The following is a 17,033-nucleotide window of genomic DNA, read 5'->3' as shown; positions in this document are numbered from 1 at the left end:
CGGCTGCATTCTAAAAATTCGCGTCCGAACGGAGTCTTTATGTTCCTTCAGCTTGAGTCCCGGTAAGGGCCCTGCCCGCATTCACCAGAAGTGCGCGCATGGGCCGGAAACGCGAACCCCGCTCATCCTGTCGATTGGCGGTCCGTTTTCCTGCGTTCTGAAGAACGCTATTCCGGAACACTCAAATCATGGACATTTCGCGCGCCGAACAGCGCATCCTTCACCATTTGGCCCAGGGCGGCCGCATCGAAATTACCCGCGACGGCAAGGCAATCGCCGATATCCGTTGCTTCACTCGTGACGGTTGGGTCTATCCCGGCGTCGATCTCGAGCTTTTCCGAAAGCTGAAACGCAAGCGGGCGATCAAGTCGTCGGGCGGCAGGCCCTATCGCATCACCGAGCGCGGCCTGTGTCTCGTCCGCTCCGAACTCGACAACCGGTGACCTGCGGGTACGTGACCAAGTGCTCAGATACCGGAGAGGATATCTCCGGTATCGCCGTTCCCTGCGACGCGAACTATCGCAAGTGCTCCGACGGTTCTCCTGTGAGTTGTTTCGAAAGGCCGATGAATTCCATGTCACGGTCGAGCTTTTGTGAATAGGCGGTCGACAGCCACTTCACCTGGTAGCCGGCGCTTTGGAAGAAGGCGACCGCGGAAGCGTTCTGCGCGTGTGTCTTTGCGCTGGCGATATCAAAGCCTTCAGCCGCCATGCGTTGCTCCATTTCGGCAAGCAGCGCCCGGCCGAGTCCCCTGCCCTGCGCGCCGGGATCGATCCAGAGATCGGAGATGGTGTCGTCGAGGTCCTCGCGGGCTGCCCAGCCGCAGATGCGGTTTTCCTCCTCGATCAGAAGAACGGAAAGCCAGTGCTCCGTCAGGAAATCTATGAAAGCACGCTCCGCCGCGCCCTGCATTCCCGCGACATCGGCGAGCCCTGCAATCGCCTTCGCCCAGGCCCTGAGCCCGATCGCCGCAAGCGGACCGATCTCGTTCTGGCGAGCGTGGCGAATGACGATCATGAAGCGGAGCCCCTTTCCGCCTGCATTACATCATTTCTGTCGCCGCTTGACCATTGCCGGGGATCAGGCGGTGACCCCGTTTACCACCACCTGGAAGGAGCGAAGCGGCCGGCGGCCTGTTCGATAACATGGGCCGTCTTGAACAGCGTCTCTTCGTCGAAAGGCTTGCCTATCAACTGCAGGCCGAGCGGCAGGCCCTTGTGGTCGAGCCCGCCCGGCACGGCAATTCCCGGAAGTCCGGCCATGTTCACCGTCACGGTGAAGATGTCGTTCAGGTACATCTTGACCGGATCGGATGCGAGGTCCTCGTCGGCTATACCGAAGGCCGAAGACGGCGTGGCCGGCGTGAGGATCGCATCGACACCTGCCTGGAAAGCAAGCTCGAAGTCGCGCTTGATCAGGGTGCGAACCTTCTGGGCACGCAGGTAATAGGCATCGTAATAGCCAGCCGAAAGCACATAGGTGCCGATCATGATGCGGCGCTTGACCTCGCGGCCGAAACCGGCGGCGCGGGTCTTCTCATACATGTCGACAATGTCCTTGCCGTCGACACGCAGGCCGTAGCGCACCCCGTCGTAGCGCGCGAGGTTGGACGACGCTTCGGCCGGCGCGACGATGTAATAGGCGGGCAGCGCGTATTTCGTATGCGGCAGGGTAATGTCGACGATCTCGGCGCCGGCTTCCTTCAGCCAGGCAATACCCTGCTGCCAGAGCGCCTCGATCTCCTCCGGCATGCCGTCGACGCGATATTCCTTCGGAATGCCGATCTTCATGCCCTTGATCGACTGGCCGAGCGACGCCTCGTAGTCCGGAACCGGAATGTCGACGGAGGTCGTATCCTTGGAATCGACGCTGGCCATCGACTTCAACAGGATTGCCGCGTCGCGCACGTCGCGGGCGATCGGACCGGCCTGGTCGAGCGAGGAGGCGAAGGCGACGATGCCCCAGCGCGAGCAGCGGCCATAGGTCGGCTTGATGCCGACAGTGCCGGTGAAGGCGGCCGGCTGACGAATGGAACCGCCGGTATCGGTGGCCGTGGCGCCGGCGCAGAGATAGGCCGCGACGGCAGCCGCAGAGCCACCGGAGGAGCCGCCAGGCACGAGATCCATGTTCGAGACCTTGGCGCGCCACGGGTTCTTGACCGGGCCGTAATACGATGTCTCGTTGGAAGAGCCCATGGCGAATTCGTCCATGTTCAGCTTGCCGAGCATCACGGCGCCGTCGTTCCAGAGGTTCTGGGTGACGGTCGACTCGTAGCGCGGCTTGAAGCCGTCGAGGATATGGCTGCAGGCCTGGGTATGGACGCCTTCGGTGCCGAAAAGGTCCTTGATGCCGAGCGGGATGCCCTCCAGCGCGCCGGCATTGCCGGCGGCGATACGGGCGTCGGAAGCCTTGGCCATGTCGCGCGCCTTTTCCGGCGTCACGGTGACATAGGCGTTGATCGTATCATTGGCTGCCTCGATCGCCGCGATATAGGCATCGGTCAATTCGAGGGCGGTAATTTCCTTGGCGGCAAGCTTGGCGCGGGCTTCTGCGATCGTGAGGCGGGTCAGGTCGGTCATGGTGCAATCGAACTTCGGAATCTGGACGCGGACGGCGGAAGCGGGTCTTACTCGACCACCTTCGGGACGACGAAGAAGTCACGGTCCGAATTCGGCGCATTGGCGACGACATCGGCCGCCTTGTCGCCATCCGCGACGGTATCTGACCGCTTCTTCATTTCCATCGGCATCACCGATGTCATCGGCTCGACACCATCGACGTCGACCTCGGAAAGCTGTTCGACGAAGCCGAGGATACCGTTGAGCTCGCCGGTCATCCGTTCGGCTTCCTCCTCGCTGACGGCGATGCGGGCAAGGCGCGCGACACGCTTCACGGTGGCTAGGTCTACGGACATGATCGTCTCCGGTATCTCAAGATTTCCCCCGCTATAAAGACGAGTTGCACAATGTGCAACTCGTGAATATCGGCGACCCGCTTCTGCGGCGAGGCGCAGCTCTTCCTTAAAGGGTGACGACGCCGCCGACCTCGGGTGTCGCGACCAGCGTCGAGGCGCCGTCCATGCCGGCGACAAAGGTTTCCGGCGTCTGGTCGATGATGGGGAATGATCCGTAATGGCAAGGGATCGCTGTATTGAACTTGAAATAGCGCTGGCAGGCGAGCGCCGCCACGGCACCGCCCATGGTGAAGCGGTCGCCGATCGGCACGATGCCGATATCCGGCTCGTGCAGTTCTTGGACAAGTGCCATGTCGGAAAAGATGTCGGTGTCACCCATGTGATAGAGCGTCGGCTCGTCATCGAAATGCAGGACGAGGCCGTTGGCATTGCCGAGGCAATGCGAAACGCCGTCCTCGGTGATCTGAGCCGAGGAATGCAGGGCGTTGACGAAGGTGGCCGAGAACGCACCGAGCTTGATCGTTCCGCCGGTATTGCCGGGCTCCATATTCGAGATGCCACGATGTCCGAGCCACATGCACAGGTCGAAGTTGGCGACGACGGTGGCGCCGGTCTCCTTGGCGATCGCCACCGTGTCGCCGACATGATCGCCATGGCCATGCGTCAGAAGGATATGCGTCAGGCCAGCGGTCGCGGCGATGCGTTCGCTGGCGCGGAACGCCGGATTGCCGGTGAAGAACGGATCGATCAGGATCTTCGCCTTCGCGGTCTCGATATGAAAGGCGGAATGGCCCAGCCATTTGATCTTCATGACGTTCTCCCTCAAATCATGGCGGCTTCGAAGCAAACCATAAAGGTGATCGATTTATCTGACAGACGAGCATATGGATCGCACCAGCGAACTGGAAAGATCGAATCGGCAACCTCATGGCAATTATCACCATCGAAGAACTCGCCGCGCGGCTGCCGCCGCATCAGGCGATCGCGGGTCTGGACCTCGGCACCAAGACAATCGGACTGTCGGTATCCGATCTCGGACGGCGCTTTGCAACGCCGCGCGAGGTCATTCGCCGCGTCAAGTTCGGCGTCGACGCGCAGGCGCTGCTCGATGCTGCCACAAAGGAACGGATCGCCGCCTTCGTCATCGGCCTGCCGGTCAACATGGACGGGACGGAAGGGCCGCGCTGCCAGGCGACGCGGGCCTTCGTGCGCAACATGGGCGAGAAGACGGATATCCCCTTCGTGCTTTGGGACGAACGGCTTTCGACGGTCGCGGCCGAGCGGGTGCTGATCGAAATGGACGTTTCGCGCAGGAAACGCGCCGAGCGCATCGACTCGGCTGCTGCCTCCTTCATCCTTCAGGGAGCGCTCGACAGATTGGCGTCCCTCGGCAGGCGCGACACGTCCGTCGATTGAGATTTCGCGCCTCCGAACCGCGCGCGGTACCAGGACGTAATTTGCCGATGTTTCCGCAGCGCAACGAGGCCGAAGAGGACGATGGTGTCGAGGACCATCGCCCGTGCAACCAGCGGCGGAATGCTTTCCGGCGGAATTCCGAGAACATGGCCGTAGAGGTGGAAGACCAGGTCGTGCGCCTCGCGCGTCAGCATGAAGATGCCGAAGCTCATGTCATAATAGGAGAGCGAATACCAGCCGGTCAGCAGCATCACCGGGCCGCCCCAGAAGACCAAAAGCCACTTCACGCGCCTCTCCCTTCGGCCCAACCGCACAGCAGCGGGTAGACGGCGCGGTCGGCGAGGGCAAAACCGACCAGGCCGACAGCGAGCGTCGCTATGTCGAGCGCCACTCCGGCGAAAAACATCATCATGACGATCATCAAGCCAGTTCTCACCGAACCGCTCCGTTCCAGACTTCATTGAACTGACGTCAGTATCTCTGTCATAGCCGGCCTAGCGCAACGTAAACCATTCATTAAGGTTAATATTCACAAGCAAAGGCGGCTTGCGGCCCGTCGCCCGCCGGTTCTAAAAGCCTAGCGTGAGTGCGAGACCTTCTCGCCTCCGCCCCAGCGTAGCACCTCCCTCTGCATGAGCCGTCATGACCGCCATTTTCGAAAGCATCCTTCCCGTCTTCCTGCTCGTGTTGCTTGGCGTCTGGCTTCGCCGTTCGAGGCTCGTCGATCAGGGGCTCTGGGTGGGACTCGAGCAGTTCGGCTACTATTTTCTCTTTCCCTCACTTCTCTTTTCGACATTGGCGAAAGCGGACTTCACCGGGATGGAGGCCGATGCGACGGCCATTGCGGCAATCGGCAGCGTCACGCTGATGTCGATCGCTCTCCTCCTGATCTGGCCCCTCCTGCGAAAGAACGGCATTTCCGGTGCCACCTTCACTTCGATCTTCCAAACAGCGACGCGCTGGAACGCCTTCATCGCGCTGGCCGTCGCCGAGAAGCTCTACGGTGCGATCGGCCTCAGCCTGACGGCGCTGGTGATGACGCTGATCATCATCCCGATCAATTTCTATAATGTCGCCGTGCTGGTGTGGTTCGGCGGCGGTGACCGCGGCGTCGGATTCTTCTTCCTGAAGATCATCACCAATCCGCTGATCATCGCGTCGGCGCTGGGGATACTGTTCAACCTCACCGGCATCGAGCTCTATGAGCCGGTCATGACGGCGATCGACATGCTGGCAACGGCCTCCCTGAGCCTCGGCCTGGTGCTGGTCGGTGCCGGACTGAGGATCGCCGACGCCCTGAAGCCGACCGGCGCCGCGATGCTTGCGGTCGCGCTCAAGCTGATCGTCATGCCGATCTTCATGGTGGGCGCCAGCGCGCTGCTCGGCATCACCGGCGACGCCCTGCTCGTCATCGCGCTCGGCGCCGCCGTGCCGACGGCGATGAACGGCTATCTTCTTGCCAAGCAGATGGGGGGAGATGCGGAGCTTTACGCCGCCGTCGCGACGGTGCAGACGGCCGTGTCGTTCTTCACGATCCCGCTCGTCCTTTTCGCCACCGGCTATGTAGCGGCCGGATAGAGCAGGTCGAGCACGTAGGCGGAATCGAAGCGCGAATCGAGCATGCCGTAAGTGGCGCGCCAGCCGGCGGCCAGCCGCGACTCCAGGAAGGCATCGGCGATGCGCCCGGCACCCAGCCGATAGAGCTCGGCCGCTGCCGCCGCCAGCGCAAGCTGCTCGACCAGCAGGCGCGCCGCGCCCTCGTCACGCTCGCAGAGCGACATGGCGGCGCGCAGCACATCGATCGTCTTGGGTCCAGCGGGTCCGAGATCGCGGCTGAAGACGCCGAACAACTGCTCGAACAGTTCCTTTCGACGCCCGAGCACCCGGAGCACGTCGAGCGCCATCACATTGCCGGAGCCCTCCCAGATCGCATTGACCGGCGCTTCGCGATAGTGGCGGGCAAGCGCCCGTTCCTCGACGTAACCGTTGCCGCCGAGACACTCCATCGCTTCGTAGATCAAGGCGGGGGCGATCTTGCAGCACCAGTACTTCGCGACAGGCGTCATGATGCGGGCGTAGGCTGCATCTTCGGCACTGCTATGCGCATTATCGAAGGCTTCGGCGAGGCGGAAAGACAGCGCGCTTGCCGCCGCGACATCGAGTGCCATGTCGGCCAGAACACGCGTCATCATCGGCTGGCTGACGAGCGTCTTGCCAAAGACCTTGCGGCCGCGGGTGTGGTGCACGGCCTCGGCGAGCGAAGCGCGCATCATGCCGGCCGAGGCGAGCGCGCAATCGAGCCGCGTCAGCGTCACCATGTCGAGGATCGTGCGAATGCCGGCATCCGGCGTTCCGAGCAGGAAGCCGAAGGTATCCGAAAATTCGACCTCCGACGACGCGTTGGAACGATTGCCGAGCTTGTCCTTGAGACGCTGAAAGCGCAGGCCGTTGGCGCCGCCGTCCTCGAGCAGCCGCGGCACGAGGAAACAGCCGAGCCCCTCGCGCGTCTGCGCCAGCATGACGAAGGCGTCGCTCATCGGCGCCGACATGAACCACTTGTGGCCGTTCAGGCGATAGATCCCTTCACCGACGCGTTCGGCGGTCGAGGTGTTGGCGCGCACATCCGTGCCGCCCTGCTTCTCGGTCATGCCCATGCCGATCGTCACCGCGGATTTCTGCATCCAGGGCCGGTTGGTCGAGTCATATTTGCGCGACAGGATCTTCGGGGCCCATTCCTTCTGGACGGCCGGCGACGCAGTGATCGCGGCAACCGAGGCGCTGGTCATCGTCAGCGGGCAGAGATGGCCGCATTCGAGCTGCGCCGTCAGATAGAAGCGGAGCGCCCTCGCCTTGTGCGAACGGCCGCGCTCGTCCGGCAGATTCTCCCAGGCAGACGAATGCAGTCCGGTCGTCATCGATCGGCGCATCAGCGCATGCCAGGCCGGGTGGAACTCGACGACGTCGAGGCGCTCGCCACGCGGCCCGTGAGTCTTCAGCTTCGGAACGCCCTCATTGGCCATGCGCGCCAGTTCCTGCGCCTCCGGCGAAGTCACATAGCGGCCGAGCGCGTCGAACTCGTCACGCAGCGTCTTCGGCATGGCCGTGGTGATATCGACGACCAGGGGGTCGGAACGATAGGCATTGATACCGGACCAGGGCTTCGGCTGGTTCAGTTCGGCGAGTTTCTGTTCGGTCCGGTTCATCTGATTCATAGGCCCGGTTCTAGCGCAAGTTTCGCGGGTACGAAACAGGCCCGCGCCAAGAACCGTGGCGACGGCAAGTTTTCTTCGGAAGGCCCGGCGCGCGGCTTGCCGCGCCCCTTGCCGCGCCCGGGGCCACGTTCTATAGAGCGAGCCAAATTCCAGCTTGCAAGGGCGGCTCATGATCACTTTCCCGCATCGCCACCTGCTTGGCATCAAAGGGCTGACGGAACAGGACATCACGCTCCTGCTCGATCGCGCCGACGAAGCGGTCAAGATCTCCCGGCAGAGGGAGAAAAAGACCTCTTCGCTGCGAGGACTGACGCAGATCAACCTCTTCTTCGAGGCGTCGACCCGCACCCAATCTTCCTTCGAACTCGCTGGCAAGCGGCTCGGTGCCGACGTCATGAACATGTCGGTCGGCAACTCCTCGGTGAAGAAAGGCGAGACGCTGATCGACACGGCGATGACGCTCAACGCGATGCACCCGGACGTGCTCGTCGTTCGCCACTCTTCCGCCGGCGCCGCAGCACTGCTCGCGCAGAAGGTCTCCTGCTCCGTGGTCAATGCCGGCGACGGCCAGCACGAGCATCCGACGCAGGCGCTTCTCGACGCGCTGACGATCCGCCGCGCCAAGCGAAAGCTGTCGCGGATCATCGTGGCGATCTGCGGCGACGTCCTGCATTCCCGCGTCGCCCGCTCCAACATTCTGCTGCTCAACCAGATGGGTGCACGCGTTCGCGTCGTCGCACCGGCGACCTTGCTCCCCGCAGGCATCGAACAGATGGGCGTCGAGGTCTATCGATCCATGGCGGAAGGCCTGAAGGACGCCGACGTGGTGATGATGCTGAGACTCCAGCGCGAGCGGATGGCCGGCTCCTTCGTCCCGTCGGTGCGCGAATATTTCCACTATTACGGGCTCGACGCGGAAAAGCTGAAGGCGGCCAAGGCCGATGCGCTCGTCATGCATCCAGGACCGATGAACCGCGGCGTCGAGATCGCCTCGGAGATCGCCGACGGACCGCAAAGCGTCATCGAACAGCAGGTTGAGATGGGCGTCGCCGTCCGAATGGCCGTCATGGAGACGCTTCTTCTCTCTCAGAACCAGGGCCCGCGCCTATGACCAGACCGCTTGTTCTGCAGAACCTGCGCATCGTCGATCCCTCGCGAAATCTCGACGAGATCGGCACGATCATCGTCGGGAGCGACGGACGGATCCTTGCCGCCGGAAAGAACGCCCAGAACCAGGGCGTGCCGGCGGGCGCCTTCGTCAAGGATTGCGCCGGTCTCGTCGCCGTGCCCGGGCTCGTCGACGCCCGGGTCTTCGTCGGCGAACCGGGCAGTGAGTATCGCGAGACGATCGAGTCGGCCTCGCGGGCGGCGGCGACCGGCGGCGTCACGTCCTTTATCTCCATGCCCGACACCAATCCGGTGATCGACGAGATCGCCCTCGTCGAATTCGTCCAGAAGACCGCCCGCGACAAGGCGCTCGTCAACGTCTACCCGGCGGCGGCCGTCACCAAGGGTCTGCTCGGGGTGGAAATGAGCGAACTCGGACTGCTCCGCGATGCGGGTGCGGTCTGCTTCACCAACGGCCGGCAACCGGTCCACGACACGCTCGTGCTTCGCCGCGCAATGACCTATGCGCGCGAGTTCGATGCGGTCGTTGCGCTGGAGACCCGCGACAAATATCTTGGCGCCAACGGCGTCATGAATGAAGGCCTGCTGGCAAGCTGGCTCGGACTTCCGGCCGTTCCGCGTGAGGCCGAGATCATTCCGCTTGAGCGCGATCTTCGCATCGCCGAACTGACCCGGGCCGCCTATCACGCCGCCGAAATCTCCGTCCCCGAAGCGGTGGATGCCGTGCACGCGGCGAGAGAGCGCGGGGCGAACGTCACCTGCGGCATCTCGATCAACCACCTGACGCTGAACGAGAACGATATCGGCGAATACCGGACCTTCTTCAAGCTGGCGCCGCCGCTGCGCGGCGAAGACGACCGGGTCGCGATGGTCGAAGCGCTTGCCGCCGGCAAGATCGATATCATCGTCTCCTCGCATGACCCACAGGGCGCCGATACCAAGCGCCTGCCCTTCGCGGATGCAGCGGATGGCGCGATCGGCCTTGAGACCCTGGCGGCGGCTGCCCTTCGGCTCTACCACAGCGGCCAGGTTCCGCTGATGCGGCTGATCGATGCGCTGTCGACGCGCCCTGCCGCAATCTTCGGCCTGGAAGCGGGCACGCTGAAAGCCGGGGCGAAGGCGGACATTACCGTCCTCGATCTCGACGAGCCCTGGATCCTCTACGAAAAAGAGCTGGTTTCCCGCTCCAAGAATACGCCGTTCGAAAATGCGCGCTTTACCGGCCGGGTCGTGCAAACCTATGTTGGCGGCAAGCTCGTCCATTCATCATGAGCCGAAGCATATAGGCGGGGGAGGAACCGGTGGATCTGTTTTCCTGGCAGCTGGGGCTGCCCGCGACATTCTTGTGCCTCGTCTTTGGCTATCTGCTGGGCTCTATCCCGTTCGGCCTGATTCTCACCCGCATGGCGGGGCTCGGCGACGTGCGCAAGATCGGCTCCGGCAATATCGGCGCGACGAACGTGCTGAGAACCGGCAACAAGAAACTCGCGGCCGCCACGCTACTGCTCGACGCACTCAAGGGAACGGCTGCAGCAGCAATCGCGTCTTTCTGGGGTGTTGAAGCCGGCATCGCCGCTGGCCTTGCCGCCTTTCTCGGCCATCTCTTTCCGGTCTGGCTCTCCTTCAAGGGCGGCAAGGGTGTCGCCACCTATATCGGCGTCCTGCTTGGCCTTGCGCCGCTGATGGTGCCCGCTTTCGCGGCGATCTGGCTCGCCACGGCCAAGATCACCCGCTACTCCTCACTGTCGGCTCTCGTCGCGACGGCGGTCATTCCGATTGCACTCTATGCAACCGGATACGGGAAAGTCGCCCTGCTCTTTGCCTTGATGACCGTGATCACCTGGATCAAGCACCGCGCCAATATCCAGCGGCTCCTGAGCGGCACGGAAAGCCGGATCGGAGAAAAGGGATAATGCCGAACGGCAGCGCTCGACGGAACGGAACCGCGCTGACGGAACGGCAGAGGATCGCGTGGCTGCGGCTGATCCGCAGCGACAATGTCGGTCCTGCGACCTTCCGGGATCTCGTCAACCATTTCGGCTCCGCCGAGGCGGCGCTCGAGGCACTGCCGGAACTGTCCCGCCGCGGTGGCTCGAATCGACAGTTTCGCATCGCCTCGCTGGCGGACGCGGAGCGGGAGCTCGAAACAGCGCATCGGTTCGGCGCGGTGTTCGTCGGGATCGGCGAACCCGATTATCCGCCGGCGCTAAGGGAGATCGACGGCGCACCTCCGCTCATCGCCATGAAAGGCAACCTCCAGGCGGCAAGCCGCCCCTCGCTCGGCATCGTCGGCTCACGCAATGCCTCGGTCAGCGGCGCGAAATTCGCTGCGATGATCGCCCGCGATGCCGGTGCGGCCGGCTACGTCATTAGCTCCGGCCTTGCCCGCGGCATCGATACCGCCGCCCACCGCGCCAGCCTTGAGACCGGTACGATCGCCGCGCTCGCCGGCGGTCTCGATCAACCCTACCCGCCCGAAAATGTCGGCCTTCTGCAGGAGATCACCGCGGGGACGGGATTGGCGATCAGCGAAATGCCCTTCGGCTGGGAGCCCCGCGCCCGCGACTTTCCGAGAAGAAACCGCCTGGTCGCCGGCATCAGCCTCGGCGTCGCGATCATCGAGGCTGCCAGCCGTTCGGGGTCGCTCATCACCGCCCGCTATGCAGCCGATTTCGGGCGGCTCGTCTTTGCCGTGCCGGGCTCACCGCTCGATCCGCGCTGTCACGGCACGAACGATCTGCTGAAACAGGGGGCGATCGTCACTACCGCCACAAGTGACGTTCTGGAGGGATTGTCGCCTCTCAGCCGCGACGATCTTTTCTCGCGCTTGAGCGCCCGCGAGCCGTCGGTCGAACACGCGCCCTCCGGGATACCGGCGACGGCGGCACCCGGCGAAGGCGACCGTGCCCGCATCGTCGAGGCGCTCGGCCCGACGCCGGTCGAGATCGACGACATCATTCGCCACACCGGCCTTGCCGCCTCCGAGGTCTATCTCGTGCTGCTCGAACTCGATCTTGCCGGCCAGCTCTGCCGCCACGGGGCCAATCTCGTCTCCCTCGCTCCCCCGCAATAGCGCGAAAACACAGCTGTACGTCGCCTCGCAACACGCGCAGAAATCGCAAATTGAACCACCACGAGTTGCGGAATGTCGTTTGTTGCGGTTTGGTTGCGGTCGGCCGGAATGTCGCTATTTTCGATAAAGCCCTTGACCGCGCCCGAATCCCTGTCCATTTCGTGGCCTCAATAGCGGCCGCGCAACGCCTGCGCTTTGCCAGAAGAGATTGTCTCAGAGAATGACGATGAATGTTGTAGTGGTGGAGTCGCCTTCCAAGGCCAAGACGATCAACAAGTATCTGGGCCCCGGCTACAAGGTACTTGCTTCGTTCGGCCATGTGCGGGATCTGCCGGCCAAGGATGGATCGGTTCGCCCGGACGAAGACTTCGAAATGTCGTGGGAAGTCGATGGCGCCTCCGCCAAGCGGATGAAGGACATTGCCGACGCTGTGAAGTCGTCGGACGGGCTGTTCCTCGCAACCGACCCGGATCGCGAGGGTGAGGCGATCTCCTGGCATGTGCTCGACCTCCTCAAGAAGAAGAAGGTCATTGGCGACAAGCCGGTCAAGCGCGTCGTCTTCAATGCGATTACCAAGAAAGCCGTGCTCGATGCGATGGCCGATCCGCGCGACATCGACATTTCGCTTGTCGACGCCTATCTCGCCCGCCGCGCGCTCGACTATCTCGTCGGCTTCAACCTCTCGCCGGTTCTCTGGCGCAAGCTGCCGGGCGCGCGCTCGGCCGGCCGCGTGCAATCGGTGGCGCTGCGTCTCGTCTGCGATCGCGAGGGGGAGATCGAACGCTTCGTCACAGAAGAATATTGGAATATCTCGGCGCTTTTGAAGACGCCGCGCGGCGACGAATTCGAAGCACGGCTCGTCTCGGCCGACGGCAAGCGGCTGCAGCCGAGGTCGATCGGCAACGGCGAGGAGGCCAATCGGCTGAAGGCCCTGCTCGACGGCGCAAGCTATGTGGTCGCAAGCGTCGAAGCGAAGCCCGTCAAGCGGCACCCAGCCCCGCCCTTTACCACCTCGACGCTGCAGCAGGCCGCCTCCTCCAAGCTCGGTTTCTCGGCGTCGCGGACCATGCAGGTGGCGCAGAAGCTCTATGAAGGTGTCGATATCGGTGGTGAAACCGTCGGTCTCATTACCTATATGCGAACCGACGGCGTGCAGATGGCACCCGAAGCGATCGACGCCGCGCGCCGGGCGATCGGCAGCCAGTTCGGTCCCCGCTACCTGCCGGAAAAGCCGCGCTTCTACTCGACCAAGGCGAAGAACGCCCAGGAAGCACACGAAGCCATCCGGCCGACGGACTTCAACCGCACGCCCGATCAGGTACGTCGCTTCCTCGACGGCGACATGCTGAAGCTCTACGATCTGGTCTGGAAGCGCGGTATCGCCAGCCAGATGGCATCGGCCGAGATCGAACGGACGACAGCGGAGATCCTGGCCGACAACGGCGGCAAGAAGGCCGGCCTCAGGGCAACCGGCTCGGTCATTCGCTTCGACGGCTTCATCGCCGCCTATACGGACATGAAGGAAGACGGCGAACAGGCGGACGACGGCGACGAGGATGGTCGGCTGCCCGAGATCAACGCACGCGAAAATCTCGCCAAGCAGAAGATCAACGCCACCCAGCACTTCACCGAGCCGCCGCCACGCTATTCGGAAGCGACGCTCATCAAGAAGATGGAAGAGCTCGGCATCGGCCGCCCTTCGACCTATGCCGCAACGATCAGCACGCTCGTCGACCGCGACTATGTAGAGATCGACAAGCGTAAGCTGGTGCCGCAGGCCAAGGGCCGGCTGGTGACGGCATTCCTCGAGAGCTTCTTCGCCCGCTACGTCGAATATGATTTCACCGCATCGCTCGAGGCGAAGCTCGATCAGATTTCAGCCGGCGAACTCAATTGGAAAGATGTGCTGCGCGAGTTCTGGAAGGACTTCTTCTCGCAGATCGAGGATACCAAGGAACTGCGCGTCACCAATGTGCTCGATGCACTCAATGAGGAGCTGGCGCCGCTCGTCTTCCCGAAACGCGAGGACGGCGGCGACCCGCGGATCTGCCAGGTCTGCGGCACCGGCAAGCTCTCGCTGAAGCTCGGCAAATACGGCGCCTTCGTCGGCTGCTCCAATTACCCGGAGTGCAACTACACGCGCCAGCTGTCGTCCGAAAGCAATGGCGAGGCGGAAGCGGCGGCGTCGAACGAGCCGCAGAGCCTCGGCAAGGATCCGCACACCGGCGAGGAAATCACGCTGCGCAGCGGTCGCTTCGGACCTTACGTCCAGCGCGGCGACGGCAAGGATGCGAAACGCGCGAGCCTGCCCAAAGGGTGGACGCCCGCGACGATCGACCACGAGAAGGCGCTCGCTCTTCTTTCGCTGCCGCGCGACATCGGAAAGCATCCGGAAACGGGCAAGATGATTTCGACCGGGCTCGGCCGCTACGGGCCGTTCGTGCTGCATGATGGTACCTATGCCAATCTGGAATCGGTCGAAGACGTCTTCTCGATCGGCCTCAACCGCGCCGTTTCGGCACTCGCCGACAAGCAGTCGAAGGGCGCCGGCGGCGGACGCGGGCGCACTGCCGCCGCCCTCAAGGAACTCGGCCAACATCCCGAAGGCGGCGCGATCACCGTGCGCGACGGGCGCTTCGGCCCCTATGTCAACTGGGGCAAGGTGAACGCCACCCTGTCGAAAGGCAAGGATCCGCAATCCGTGACCGTCGAGGAAGCGCTCGCGCTGATTGCCGAACGTGCGGCGAAGGGTGGCGGATCGAAGGGCAAGGCGACCAGGGGCAGATCCGCGGCCGCAGCAACGAAAAGCACGGCGGCGAAAGCCGAGAAGCCCAAGACAGCGGCGAAGCCGAAGAGCAAGACGGCCGCGAAGGCCAAGAAGGACTGACATTGAGCAGAATTCCGCGCGATCCGGCCGAACGGCCCGCAAAAGGTGCCGGCAAGAAGCAGTTGCGCGCGGCCCAGGCGGCGCCCTCCGTAAGGGAAACGATCGTCCACGGCGCCGTTCCGCCACGCGACGTCTTGATGCGCTTCATCGCCGAGAACCCGCAGCAGGCCTCGAAGCGGGAGATCGCCAAGGCATTCGGCCTGAAGGGCGAGGCGCGCGTCGAACTCAAGGCGCTGCTCCGCTCGCTGGAAGAAGACGGGCTGGTCGAGAAGAAGCGCAAGTCGCTCGTTCGCCCCGGCGCGCTGCCGCCCGTCACCGTTCTCGACATCACCATCCGCGATATCGACGGCGAATTGATCGGCCGCCCGGCAGAATGGCTGGACGACGACGGCGTCGCACCGGCAGTCCTCATCCGGCAGTCGGCGGCCGGCAAGGCGAAGGGCAAGGCGCCCGTCGCCGGCCTCGGCGATCGGGTGCTTGCCAAGATCTTCCCTGCCAAGGAGCGGGGCGGCCCGGCCTATACGGCGCGCATTATCAAGGTTCTCGACAAACGCAAGGACGCTGTGCTCGGCGTCTTCCGCGCGACTCCGGGCGGCGGCGGACGGCTGATGCCGATCGACAAGCGTGGCGAGGAAGTGCTCGTCGATCAGGATTTCATCGGCGATGCCAAGGACGGCGACCTCGTCGAAGTGCATCTCGCCCGGCTTGGGCGCTACGGGCTGCCGCGCGCCCAGGTGCAGAACGTCATCGGTTCCGTCGCCTCCGAAAAGGCGATCTCGATGATTGCCATCCATGCGCATGGCATCCCGCATGTCTTCCCGGAGCGCGTGGTGCAGGAGGCCGATGCGGCCGAGGCCGCTACGATGGGGCATCGCGAGGACTGGCGCTCGCTGCCGCTCGTCACCATCGACCCGGCCGACGCCAAGGACCACGACGACGCAGTCCATGCCGAACCGGATCCCTCGCCCGACAATCCTGGCGGCGTCATCGTCACGGTCGCGATCGCCGACGTCTCCTGGTATGTCCGGCCGAAATCGGCGATCGATCTCGAAGCGCTGAAGCGCGGCAATTCGGTCTATTTCCCCGACCGTGTCGTGCCGATGCTGCCCGAGCGCATCTCCAACGATCTCTGCTCGCTGAAGGAGGGTGTCGATCGCCCGGCGCTGGCGGTGCGAATGCGTTTCTCGAAAGAGGGCCGTAAGGCGGGACATACCTTCCACCGCATCATGATGCGCAGCGCCGCCAAGCTTTCCTACAGCCAAGCCCAGGCCGCCATCGACGGAGCGCCGGACGAAAAGACCGGACCCATTCTGGACACGATCCTGAGGCCGCTATGGGAGGGCTACCGGATCCTCACCCGTGGGCGGGAACGGCGCCAGCCTCTCGAACTCGACGTGCCCGAACGCAAGATCGTCCTGAAGCCGGACGGAACCGTCGACCGGGTCTTCGTGCCGGAACGCCTCGACGCCCACAAGCTGATCGAGGAAATGATGATCCAGGCCAACGTCGCCGCGGCGGAGACGTTGGAGCAGAAGCGACAGGCGCTGATCTACCGCGTTCACGACCAGCCATCGCTCGCCAAGCAGGAAACCCTCCGTGAGTTCCTGGCGACGCTCGACATTTCGCTCGCCAAGGGCGGCGCCATGCGTGCCAACCACTTCAACGGCGTTCTCGCACGCGCCGACGGCAAGCCCTTTGAGACGATGGTCAACGAGATGGTGCTGCGGTCGCAGAGCCAAGCGATCTACAGTCCGGAGAATATCGGTCATTTCGGCCTCAACCTGATGCGCTATGCCCACTTCACCTCGCCGATCCGTCGCTATGCCGACCTGGTCGTGCACCGGGCACTGGTGAGCTCGCTCGGCCTTGGCGAGGGCGGCTTGACGCCGCAGGAAGAGGGCGTGCTCGACGATATCGCCGCGGAAATCTCCACTTTCGAGCGACGCGCAATGGCCGCCGAGCGCGACACCGTCGACCGGCTGATCGCCCATCACCTAAGCGGACGCGTCGGCGAGGAGTTCGACGGGCGCGTTTCGGGCGTGATCAAGGCGGGACTTTTTGTCACTCTCCCGTCCTATGGCGCAGACGGTTTCATACCTATATCAACGCTCGGGCGCGACTATTTCATCTATGATGAAGCGCATCAGGCGCTGTCCGGTGAAAAAACCGGACTTGGCTATCGTCTCGGCGATCCGGTTCGCGTCAGGCTCGCCGAAGCCGTGCCGCTCGCCGGCGCGCTCCGCTTCGAGATGCTGAGCGAAGGGCAAAAGATGCCGACGGCAATGCGCTCCTTCCACAAGTCCGGCCGCCGCGATCGAGGGAACACAGGCAAGCGGCCGGGAACGCGGCCTCCGCGCGGCAAACGCTGATCGCCAGCGGGCCGGTACGGTCCTCGTTCGATTA

At 63.6% G+C, this 17,033-nt stretch carries 16 protein-coding genes; 9 read left to right on the top strand and 7 right to left on the bottom strand.

Annotated elements, in window-relative coordinates; all coding sequences use genetic code 11:
* Positions 1-188 precede the first annotated feature (188 nt).
* A complete protein-coding gene (locus USDA257_RS16280; RefSeq protein ID WP_014764069.1) occupies positions 189-443 on the top strand; it encodes a YjhX family toxin in 255 nt (84 codons plus the stop codon).
* 73 nt (positions 444-516) lie between these two features.
* Here the strand turns inward: USDA257_RS16280 and USDA257_RS16275 are convergent, their stop codons facing one another.
* The 4 genes from USDA257_RS16275 to USDA257_RS16260 all read right to left on the bottom strand — a co-directional run bounded on the left by USDA257_RS16275 (position 517) and on the right by USDA257_RS16260 (position 3,725).
* The gene (locus tag USDA257_RS16275; protein ID WP_014764068.1) at positions 517-1,017 is read right to left on the bottom strand and encodes a GNAT family N-acetyltransferase; all 501 of its coding nucleotides are present in this window, start codon (positions 1,015-1,017) and stop codon (positions 517-519) included.
* A gap of 80 nt (positions 1,018-1,097) precedes the next feature.
* On the bottom strand, positions 1,098-2,579 hold the full coding sequence (gatA, locus tag USDA257_RS16270) for an Asp-tRNA(Asn)/Glu-tRNA(Gln) amidotransferase subunit GatA (RefSeq protein ID WP_014764067.1): 1,482 nt from the start codon (positions 2,577-2,579) through the stop codon (positions 1,098-1,100).
* 47 nt (positions 2,580-2,626) lie between these two features.
* Entirely contained in the window at positions 2,627-2,914 is a 288-nt protein-coding gene (gene gatC / locus USDA257_RS16265; RefSeq protein ID WP_014764066.1) for an Asp-tRNA(Asn)/Glu-tRNA(Gln) amidotransferase subunit GatC, read from the bottom strand.
* A gap of 106 nt (positions 2,915-3,020) precedes the next feature.
* Positions 3,021-3,725: a metal-dependent hydrolase gene (locus USDA257_RS16260; RefSeq protein WP_014764065.1), complete on the bottom strand. Its 705-nt coding sequence runs from the start codon at positions 3,723-3,725 to the stop codon at positions 3,021-3,023.
* Positions 3,726-3,841: 116 nt separating this feature from the next.
* On the opposite strand from USDA257_RS16260, the gene ruvX reads away from it, so the two are divergent.
* Positions 3,842-4,330 carry a Holliday junction resolvase RuvX gene (gene ruvX / locus USDA257_RS16255; RefSeq protein WP_014764064.1) on the top strand — a complete coding sequence of 163 codons (489 nt, stop codon included), beginning with the start codon at positions 3,842-3,844 and terminating at the stop codon, positions 4,328-4,330.
* Here ruvX and USDA257_RS16250 read toward each other — a convergent pair.
* Together USDA257_RS16250 and USDA257_RS36950 are read right to left on the bottom strand one after the other, a co-directional pair.
* Positions 4,273-4,617, bottom strand: coding sequence for a DUF6105 family protein (locus USDA257_RS16250; protein WP_014764063.1), 345 nt, complete (start codon positions 4,615-4,617; stop codon positions 4,273-4,275). The two genes, ruvX and USDA257_RS16250, sit on opposite strands and share 58 nt — an antisense overlap.
* Entirely contained in the window at positions 4,614-4,766 is a 153-nt protein-coding gene (locus USDA257_RS36950; RefSeq protein ID WP_162531112.1) for a hypothetical protein, read from the bottom strand. Before USDA257_RS36950 ends, USDA257_RS16250 begins: the two co-directional genes overlap by 4 nt.
* 206 nt (positions 4,767-4,972) lie before the next feature.
* Here USDA257_RS36950 and USDA257_RS16245 point away from each other — a divergent pair, with 206 nt between their 5' ends.
* Complete coding sequence (locus tag USDA257_RS16245) at positions 4,973-5,908, top strand: AEC family transporter (RefSeq protein WP_014764061.1); 936 nt, start codon at positions 4,973-4,975, stop codon at positions 5,906-5,908.
* Here the strand turns inward: USDA257_RS16245 and USDA257_RS16240 are convergent.
* The gene (locus tag USDA257_RS16240; RefSeq protein WP_041414299.1) at positions 5,890-7,542 is read right to left on the bottom strand and encodes an acyl-CoA dehydrogenase family protein; all 1,653 of its coding nucleotides are present in this window, start codon (positions 7,540-7,542) and stop codon (positions 5,890-5,892) included. The two genes, USDA257_RS16245 and USDA257_RS16240, sit on opposite strands and share 19 nt — an antisense overlap.
* 169 nt (positions 7,543-7,711) lie before the next feature.
* On the opposite strand from USDA257_RS16240, the gene USDA257_RS16235 reads away from it, so the two are divergent.
* The 6 genes from USDA257_RS16235 to rnr all read left to right on the top strand — a co-directional run bounded on the left by USDA257_RS16235 (position 7,712) and on the right by rnr (position 16,999).
* Positions 7,712-8,653 (top strand): aspartate carbamoyltransferase catalytic subunit, encoded by a 942-nt coding sequence (locus USDA257_RS16235; RefSeq protein ID WP_014764059.1) that lies wholly within the window; start codon positions 7,712-7,714, stop codon positions 8,651-8,653.
* Positions 8,650-9,942, top strand: a complete 1,293-nt coding sequence (locus USDA257_RS16230) for a dihydroorotase (protein WP_014764058.1) — start codon at positions 8,650-8,652, stop codon at positions 9,940-9,942. The genes USDA257_RS16235 and USDA257_RS16230 overlap by 4 nt, the downstream gene beginning before the upstream one ends.
* Positions 9,943-9,971: 29 nt before the next feature.
* A complete protein-coding gene (gene plsY / locus USDA257_RS16225; protein ID WP_014764057.1) occupies positions 9,972-10,583 on the top strand; it encodes a glycerol-3-phosphate 1-O-acyltransferase PlsY in 612 nt (203 codons plus the stop codon).
* Positions 10,583-11,743 (top strand): DNA-processing protein DprA, encoded by a 1,161-nt coding sequence (gene dprA, locus USDA257_RS16220; protein WP_014764056.1) that lies wholly within the window; start codon positions 10,583-10,585, stop codon positions 11,741-11,743. Before plsY ends, dprA begins: the two co-directional genes overlap by 1 nt.
* A 226-nt stretch (positions 11,744-11,969) precedes the next feature.
* Positions 11,970-14,630 carry a type I DNA topoisomerase gene (gene topA, locus USDA257_RS16215; protein WP_041415332.1) on the top strand — a complete coding sequence of 887 codons (2,661 nt, stop codon included), beginning with the start codon at positions 11,970-11,972 and terminating at the stop codon, positions 14,628-14,630.
* 2 nt (positions 14,631-14,632) lie between these two features.
* Entirely contained in the window at positions 14,633-16,999 is a 2,367-nt protein-coding gene (rnr, locus tag USDA257_RS16210; RefSeq protein WP_014764054.1) for a ribonuclease R, read from the top strand.
* Positions 17,000-17,033 lie beyond the last annotated feature (34 nt).

This window comes from Sinorhizobium fredii USDA 257, assembly GCF_000265205.3.
GTDB classification, from domain to species: domain Bacteria; phylum Pseudomonadota; class Alphaproteobacteria; order Rhizobiales; family Rhizobiaceae; genus Sinorhizobium; species Sinorhizobium fredii_B.
The sequence above is the reverse complement of the archived record's forward strand: the minus strand, read 5'-3'. Positions and strand labels throughout refer to the sequence as shown.

Excerpts from the sequence above, each read along its gene's own strand:
- topA (WP_041415332.1), top strand. The coding sequence starts at position 11,970 with ATGAATGTTGTAGTGGTGGAGTCGCCTTCCAAGGCCAAGACGATCAAC.
- ruvX (WP_014764064.1), top strand. The coding sequence starts at position 3,842 with ATGGCAATTATCACCATCGAAGAACTCGCCGCGCGGCTGCCGCCGCAT.
- USDA257_RS16230 (WP_014764058.1), top strand. The coding sequence starts at position 8,650 with ATGACCAGACCGCTTGTTCTGCAGAACCTGCGCATCGTCGATCCCTCG.
- USDA257_RS16245 (WP_014764061.1), top strand. The coding sequence starts at position 4,973 with ATGACCGCCATTTTCGAAAGCATCCTTCCCGTCTTCCTGCTCGTGTTG.
- gatA (WP_014764067.1), bottom strand. The coding sequence starts at position 2,579 with ATGACCGACCTGACCCGCCTCACGATCGCAGAAGCCCGCGCCAAGCTT.
- gatC (WP_014764066.1), bottom strand. The coding sequence starts at position 2,914 with ATGTCCGTAGACCTAGCCACCGTGAAGCGTGTCGCGCGCCTTGCCCGC.
- USDA257_RS16240 (WP_041414299.1), bottom strand. The coding sequence starts at position 7,542 with ATGAATCAGATGAACCGGACCGAACAGAAACTCGCCGAACTGAACCAG.
- USDA257_RS16260 (WP_014764065.1), bottom strand. The coding sequence starts at position 3,725 with ATGAAGATCAAATGGCTGGGCCATTCCGCCTTTCATATCGAGACCGCG.
- USDA257_RS16275 (WP_014764068.1), bottom strand. The coding sequence starts at position 1,017 with ATGATCGTCATTCGCCACGCTCGCCAGAACGAGATCGGTCCGCTTGCG.
- dprA (WP_014764056.1), top strand. The coding sequence starts at position 10,583 with ATGCCGAACGGCAGCGCTCGACGGAACGGAACCGCGCTGACGGAACGG.
- USDA257_RS16235 (WP_014764059.1), top strand. The coding sequence starts at position 7,712 with ATGATCACTTTCCCGCATCGCCACCTGCTTGGCATCAAAGGGCTGACG.
- USDA257_RS16280 (WP_014764069.1), top strand. The coding sequence starts at position 189 with ATGGACATTTCGCGCGCCGAACAGCGCATCCTTCACCATTTGGCCCAG.